This is a genomic window from Streptomyces javensis (assembly GCF_039525925.1).
GTDB lineage: Bacteria > Actinomycetota > Actinomycetes > Streptomycetales > Streptomycetaceae > Streptomyces > Streptomyces asiaticus.
On sequence record NZ_BAAAIF010000035.1, the window covers coordinates 97,939 to 104,262 of the forward strand.

A 6,324-nucleotide genomic window follows, 5' to 3' on the forward strand; every position below is an offset into this window, starting at 1 on the left:
TCCCCGGACCCGTCAGCATACCGAAGCGCTGGAAACTCTCCATTGGAGAGCAACCCAACCGGAAAGTGGTCACTTCCCAATGGGGAGCCACTCCGGTGTACTTCTGACGGGGCGTTCGAGCCCCCTGCGAACCATATGAACCACGTACCAGAAGCAGGAGTACAGACATGTCCATCGCCGTTACCGGAGCCACCGGCCAGCTCGGCCGCCTCGTCGTGGAGGACCTGCTGCGCCGCGGAGTGGCGGCACCCGGCATCATCGCCACCGGGCGGAGCACCGACCGGCTGGCCGATCTGGCCGAGCGCGGCGTCCAGGTGCGGCAGGCCGACTTCAGCGACGCCACCGGCCTCACCGAGGCGTTCAAGGGGGCGCGGAAGGTCCTGCTCGTGTCGACGACCACCGTCGGCGAGCGGTTCGACAACCACACCCGCGCCATCGACGCGGCCGCGCGGGCCGGTGCCGAGCTGATCGCCTACACCAGCACGCTCAACGCGCACACCGCGAGCATGATCCTCGCCGACGCCCATGCGAGGACCGAGCGGTATCTGCGCGACAGCGGGGTGCCCGGGGTCGTCCTGCGCAACGGCTGGTACCTGGAGAACTACACCTCCCAGATCCCGCTCTATCTGCGATCCGGAGTCGTGCCCGGCAGTGCCGGTGCCGGGCGGGTCAGCGCGGCGGCGCGACGCGACTACGCGGAGGCCGCGGCCGCCGTCCTCACCACCGAGGGGCATGCGGGCTCCGTGTACGAGCTGGGCGGGGACACCGCCTTCTCCCTCGCGGAGCTGGCCACCGCGCTGTCCGCCGCCACCGGCCAGCAGGTGGTCTACGGCGATCTCCCCGCCGAGCGGTTCCGCGGTGCGCTGCTCGACGCCGGGCTGCCCGCCGAACTGGCCGAGGTGCTCGCCGACGCGGACCTCGGGCTCGAGCGCGGTGAGCTCTTCACCGACTCCTCGGATCTGAGCCGTCTGATCGGCCGGCCCACGACCACCCTCACCGACGCGCTCACCGGGGCTCTCGGCTCCTGACGGCGGGGCCGCAGCGGCGGCGGTCGCCGGTGCCGCTGTCGGTTCGGTGTGGAGACACGGGCCGTGTCGATGCTTTGATCTGTTCCTCGAACGGACGCGTTCGACCGCCGCGGAACAGAGGTGCGCATGGCAGGCAACGACGGACTGTCCGGGGGAACACCGTCCGGGGAGGCGTCATGAGGCTGTCCACCCGCATCGCGCTCGCGGTCGGCGTGAGCGTGCCGCTGCTGGTACTGGCCTCCGGCTGGCTGCTGCTGCACCTGGTCGGCGACGACCTGCGCACACACCAGAACTCCCAGTTGCGCGCTCGCGCCACGGTCGTCGCCAAGAACGCCAAGGCGTTCCTCGATGTCGCCGGGGCCGACCGCCCGGTCATGGAGCAGACCCGGAAGCGGCGGCTGGTCAACTCCGCGCGGGACGTGGGCATCCGGCTGACCGCGCCCGGGGACACGATCTCCGCCGGACCGCAGCCCGATCCGCTCCCCGCGCTGCCCCGCAACGCCCCGAAGCCGGTCACCGTGACCTCCGATGGCACGGACTGGCTGGTCCTGTCGCTGCGCGTCGGTGCCGCGAAGGAGGGCAGCTCACCGAATCTGTGGCTGTTCTCGCCGGACACCGCCGAGGAGGAGCTGGCGCTGGTGCGCCAGCGGGTCGTGTTCGGGGCGCTGGTGGCCGCGCCCCTGTCCGGGGCCACCACCTGGGCCATCGCGGCCCGGGCGGTCCGGCCGCTGCGGCGGTTGCAGCGGCGCACCAGCGGCCTGGACCCCCGGACCAGCACCGTGCGCCTGGAGCACACACCGACCCGGATCGGTGAGGTCGACGACCTGGCGTACACGCTGCAAACCGTGCTCGACCGCTACGACGAGCAGGTCCAACGCACCGGGGAGGCGCTGGCCACCGCCCGTGCGTTCGCCGCGACCGCGTCCCACGAGCTGCGCACCCCGCTGATGAGCATGCGCACCAACATCGACATCCTCGCCGACCACCCCGACCTGGACCCCGTGGACCGCGCGGAAGTGCTCGACGACCTGGGCCGCGAACACACCCGGCTGCTGGGGCTGCTGGTGATGCTCAGGGCGCTCGCGCAGGGCGACCTGGTCGAGGCGGACGCGTTCACGTCGCTGGACCTCACTGAGGTGCTGGACGCGTCCGTCTCCGACCTGCGGCGCACCCATCCGGACGCCGAGGTGTCGGTGCGCACCACCCCGGGGCTGCTGGTGCACGGCTGGGAGGAGGGGCTGCGCTCGGCGGTGGACAACCTGCTGACCAACGCCTGGACCCATGGCCGCGCCACCGACGGCACGGCCCATGTCGAGGTGACCCTGCGCCACTCCGGTGACCCACGGCAGCCGCTCGCGGTACTCACCGTGGACGACCACGGCCCCGGCATTCCACCCGAGCGCCGCGAGGAGGTCTTCCAGCGCTTCCGGCGCGGCCCGGACAGCCCCGGCTCCGGTCTCGGCCTGACCCTGGTCGCCCAGCAGATCACCCTGCACCGGGGCCGGATCACCGTACTGGACCGGCCCGACGGGCGCCCCGGCACCCGCTTCGAGGTGCGGCTGCCGGTCACCGGCGTACGGGACGTGGAGAGCACCCTGCCGCTGATGCGCCGGGACTGGCTCACCGGCCGCCACGCGCTGCCCCGCTGACGTCCAGTGCGGTTCGGGTGCGCCCCGAAGGGGCGCGGGGCCGTGTCGATGTGCGGCTCCGCCGCGCGGGCGCGACCGGCCACGGCGCAGCCGCGGCCGAACGACCGCACCTCGCGGCGCTTCCCGCGGAGCGCTCAGGCGGCGCGGACGGTGGCCATGGCGGTGCTCCAGCTGACGACCTGGTCGAGCAGGGTGTTCACGGCCTCGGCCTGGTGTTCGGCGGGAGTGAACGTGCTGAAGTTCTCGAAGTCGGTGAACAGGGACAGCGCGACCTGTGCGCGCACATCGGCCACCTGGAGCTCGGCCATGACCAGGCGCAGATGCTCGACCGCGCGGGTGCCACCCGCGCTGCCGTAGCCGACGAAGCCGGCGGCCTTGTTGTTCCACTCGGCGTACAGGAAGTCGATGGCGTTCTTCAGGGCGCCGGAGGTGGAGTGGTTGTACTCGGGGGTGATGAACACATAGCCGTCGAAGGAGGCGATCTTCTCCGCCCAGGCCCTGGTGTGCGGCTGTGAGTACTGGCCCAGCGACGGCGGGACCGCCTCGTCCAGGAGGGGGAGCCGGTAGTCGTCGATGTCGACGAGTTCGTACTCCGCGTCGGTGCGCCGCCGGGCGATGTCGAAGACCCACTGGGCGACGGCCGCGCCGTTGCGGCCGGGGCGGGTGCTGCCGAGAATGATGGCGATCTTGAGCATTGCGTAGTCCTTTCCGTTCCGTGGCGCGTTCCCAGAGTCGGGCCCGTAACTCGTCCGGACGGACCGCTGTCCCGCATCGCCCGCCCCCACGCATCCACATCGGCGGGCGACGCGGGGGCGGGAGCGTATTCTCCCGCCCGCCGCACACCCCGCCGCCCGTGGTGATCGGGACTCGTCTGGTGGTTCGGCCGTCCTCGATGCGGCGATCGCGGCGGCAGGCGTCATGAGGGCGGGGTGGCCCGGGTCCGTCAGTCTTCGGCGGGCGTGATGTCCAGCGCCGTGAGGAAGGCGGTCGCCGCCGGTGTGCGGCTGAAGCGGCTCCAGATGACGTACTCGACGCGGGCCGGTGCGTCGGCGACCTCGATGGTGACGACGCCCGCGAGATGAGGCGCGTAGGCGGTGGGAAGCATCGCCACGCCGAGGCCCGGGCCGACGAGCCGGGCGATGAAGTCCGCGCTGGTCACTTCGAAAGCCACGTCACGGGTAAGCCCGGCGGCCTCGAAGGCCAGGTCGGACTGGGCGCGTCCGGCGGTCCCGGCCGGGAGGTCCACGAACACCTCGGAGGAGAGCCTGCGCAGATCGACCTGTGACTCCTCGGCGAGGGGATGGTCCGGTGCGACCACGGCGACGAGCCGGTCCCGCGCCAGTTCATGGGCGGCGACACCCCGCGGGCGGGCGGTGGTCGGCAGGCCGAGGAACGCCACGTCGAGGGCGCCTTCCCTGACCTGCTCGACGAGCTCGTCGCTGGCGCCCACCCGCAAGCTGATGCGCACACGCGGATACCGCTCGCGGAAGTCGCGCAGCGCGCCCGGGATGTCGACCGCGGTGACGGTGGGGATCAGGCCCACGGCGAGCCGTCCGCGTACCTCCCCGACGGCCGCCGCGACCTCGACGGCCGCGCGCTCGGCGGCGTCCAGGCACTGGCGGGCGGCCGGGAGGAAGGCCGCACCGGCCGGTGTCAGCCGCACCCGGCGGCTGGTGCGCTCGAAGAGTCTCGCACCCAACTCCTTCTCCAGCCGGGCTATTTGGTGGCTGAGGGCGGACTGGACGACCAGACACCGTTCCGCGGCGCGGGTGAAGCTGTTCGTCTCGGCGACGGCGACGACGTACCGCATCTGCTGAAGCTCCATGGATCCATCGTGGATCCAGATCGATGAGGTGACAAACATGTGTTGGACTCATCAATGGCCCCGAGGTGAGACTTCGAGCCATGACACGGCACACCACACACGTGGCTTCCGGCGGGGCCGGCGGTGTCCGCCACGGAAACCTGCCACGCACCGCCCTGACGGCGCTCGCTCCCTCGGTGTGGGGCACGACATATGTCGTCACCACCGAACTTCTCCCCGAGGGACATCCGCTCTTCGCGGGGTTCCTGCGCGCGTTGCCCGCCGGGCTGATCGCGCTGGCCCTCACCCGGACGCTGCCGCGCGGCGCCTGGTGGGGGAAGGCCGCGGCGCTCGGCGTGCTGAACATCGGGCTGTTCCTGCCGCTGCTGTTCATCGCGGCGGAACGCCTGCCGGGTGGCGTGGCCGCCACCCTGGCGGCGGCCCAGCCGCTGGTCGTGGCCGTCCTGGCCGTCACCGTGCTCCATGAGCGCCTTTCGCCGTGGCGCCTCCTGTGGGGTGTGACGGGCGTCGTCGGCGTCGGCCTTGTGGTGATCGGGCCGAACGCGGCGCTCGACACCGTCGGGGTCGTGGCGGGCCTCGCGGGCGCGGTCACGATGGCGCTCGGTGTGACGCTCACCAAGCGCTGGGGGCGCCCCGCCGGGGTCGGGGCCACCGCCTTCGCCGGGTGGCAACTCACCGCGGGCGGGCTCTTCCTGCTGCCCCTCACCTTCCTCGTCGAGGGGGCGCCTCCCGCGATCGACCTGCCCGCCGTCCTCGGGTACCTCTGGCTGGGGCTCGTCGGCGGTCTGCTCACCTACGCCCTGTGGTTCCAGGGCATCACCAGCCTGCCCGTGGCCTCGGTCGCGGTTCTCGCCCTGCTCTCCCCGCTGGTGGCCGCCGTTCTCGGCGCCATCGTGCTCGACCAGACGCTCGGCCCGATCCAGCTCGTGGGATTCGCGCTCTCGCTCGCCGCGATCGTCGCGGGACAGCTCCCGCCGCGTACCCGGCCCCGGACCCGGACCGGCACCGGCACCGGCACCAGCACCAGCACCAGCACCAGCACCCAGATACCCGCGGACGACTCCGTCTCCACCCCCACCCCGGAAGGGACACCCAGATGAAGATCGCCGTTGTCGGAGCCGCCGGCATGGTCGGCTCACGTGTCGTCGACGAAGCCGTGAGCCGGGGCCATGACCTCGTCGCGGTGTTCCGCAAGGAGCCGGCGGTCGCCCCGCGACCCGGGGTGATCGCCGTGCGGGGCGACGCGAACGACTCCGACCACATGAGCCGGCTGTTCGCCGGCACCGACGCGATCGTGGCCGCGACCCGCCCCGCCCCCGGGCACGAGGACACCGCCGTCAGGACCACGAAGGCGCTGCTCACCGCGGCCGAGACGGTCGGGACACGCATCCTCGTCGTGGGCGGCGCCGCGCCCCTGCGGAACCCGGGCCACTCCGACCGGCTCGTCCTGGACAGCCCGGAGTACGTCCCGGAGCCCTTCCGCGCCATCGCCGCCGCCAGCGCCGCGCAACTGGACGTCTGCCGGACCCACTCGGCGGACTGGATCTATCTCAGCCCACCCGCCCTCCTCGAACCCGGGGATCGCACCGGAAAGTACCGGCGCGGCACCACGACCCTCATCACCACGGCCGACGGCGCGTCCCGGGTCTCGGCCGAGGACCTCGCCGTGGCGGTCCTCGACGAACTGGAGAACCCGAGCGAGGACACACACTTCACCGTCGGCTACTAGCTTGATCTTTAACGTCTGGCGTCGAATGGTGCGTCGAACTTGATCACTCGGTTCGGTATCCGGCATACATCGAAGCGGCCTTCGTCTGAACAT

General features: G+C 72.0%; 6 protein-coding genes. 4 read left to right on the plus strand and 2 right to left on the minus strand.

Translation table 11 applies throughout. The features are described from left to right. The first annotated feature begins 167 nt into the window (after nucleotides 1-167). Together ABD329_RS27650 and ABD329_RS27655 are read left to right on the plus strand one after the other, a co-directional pair. Nucleotides 168-1,028, plus strand: a complete 861-nt coding sequence (locus ABD329_RS27650) for an SDR family oxidoreductase (protein WP_198278705.1) — start codon at nucleotides 168-170, stop codon at nucleotides 1,026-1,028. Nucleotides 1,029-1,204: 176 nt separating this feature from the next. Next, nucleotides 1,205-2,677, plus strand: coding sequence for a sensor histidine kinase (locus ABD329_RS27655; protein WP_198278704.1), 1,473 nt, complete (start codon nucleotides 1,205-1,207; stop codon nucleotides 2,675-2,677). A 134-nt stretch (nucleotides 2,678-2,811) separates the two neighbouring features. Here ABD329_RS27655 and ABD329_RS27660 read toward each other — a convergent pair whose 3' ends face one another. Then, nucleotides 2,812-3,372, minus strand: a complete 561-nt coding sequence (locus ABD329_RS27660; RefSeq protein ID WP_198278703.1) for an NADPH-dependent FMN reductase — start codon at nucleotides 3,370-3,372, stop codon at nucleotides 2,812-2,814. Nucleotides 3,373-3,620: 248 nt separating this feature from the next. Then, on the minus strand, nucleotides 3,621-4,502 hold the full coding sequence (locus tag ABD329_RS27665) for a LysR family transcriptional regulator (protein WP_198278702.1): 882 nt from the start codon (nucleotides 4,500-4,502) through the stop codon (nucleotides 3,621-3,623). Nucleotides 4,503-4,582: 80 nt separating this feature from the next. On the opposite strand from ABD329_RS27665, the gene ABD329_RS27670 reads away from it, so the two are divergent. Together ABD329_RS27670 and ABD329_RS27675 are read left to right on the plus strand one after the other, a co-directional pair. Then, entirely contained in the window at nucleotides 4,583-5,602 is a 1,020-nt protein-coding gene (locus ABD329_RS27670) for an EamA family transporter (protein ID WP_198278701.1), read from the plus strand. After that, entirely contained in the window at nucleotides 5,599-6,231 is a 633-nt protein-coding gene (locus ABD329_RS27675; protein ID WP_198278700.1) for an NAD(P)-dependent oxidoreductase, read from the plus strand. The genes ABD329_RS27670 and ABD329_RS27675 overlap by 4 nt, the downstream gene beginning before the upstream one ends. Nucleotides 6,232-6,324: the final 93 nt, after the last annotated feature.

Excerpts from the sequence above, each read along its gene's own strand:
- ABD329_RS27675 (WP_198278700.1), top strand. The coding sequence starts at position 5,599 with ATGAAGATCGCCGTTGTCGGAGCCGCCGGCATGGTCGGCTCACGTGTC.
- ABD329_RS27670 (WP_198278701.1), top strand. The coding sequence starts at position 4,583 with ATGACACGGCACACCACACACGTGGCTTCCGGCGGGGCCGGCGGTGTC.
- ABD329_RS27665 (WP_198278702.1), bottom strand. The coding sequence starts at position 4,502 with ATGGAGCTTCAGCAGATGCGGTACGTCGTCGCCGTCGCCGAGACGAAC.
- ABD329_RS27660 (WP_198278703.1), bottom strand. The coding sequence starts at position 3,372 with ATGCTCAAGATCGCCATCATTCTCGGCAGCACCCGCCCCGGCCGCAAC.
- ABD329_RS27650 (WP_198278705.1), top strand. The coding sequence starts at position 168 with ATGTCCATCGCCGTTACCGGAGCCACCGGCCAGCTCGGCCGCCTCGTC.
- ABD329_RS27655 (WP_198278704.1), top strand. The coding sequence starts at position 1,205 with ATGAGGCTGTCCACCCGCATCGCGCTCGCGGTCGGCGTGAGCGTGCCG.